The sequence below is a fragment of the Belnapia sp. AC561 genome (assembly GCF_979252845.1).
Window position 1 is genome coordinate 1 of record NZ_CEEDBP010000177.1, and the last position, 281, is coordinate 281.

1 pseudogene is annotated in these 281 nt (G+C 71.2%); it reads left to right on the forward strand.

Annotation, left to right across the window (positions count from 1 at the left end):
- A pseudogene (locus AC0IW9_RS30630) lies at positions 1–281 on the forward strand (hypothetical protein); the annotation flags it as partial.

Here is a 281-nt window from a genome sequence, read left to right on the forward strand (position 1 = left end):
GCATTTGCAGGAGACGACCGCGCTGGAGCCGCTGCTGGCGATGCTGCAGTTCGGCGACGGTGCGGCGGCGGCCCTGGTCACGGGCGACCCGCATGGCTTTGCGCTCGACGCGCCGTTCGCCGCAACGCTGCCCGACAGCGATGCGCTGATCCGCTGGGCGATCACCGATACCGGCTTCGCTATGCACCTGTCGGGCGAAGTCCCGCGCCGGATCGCGGATGCGTTGGACGACGACGCCTTCCGCACCACCGTCACCGCCGGTCGCGACGCGCACGCGATCG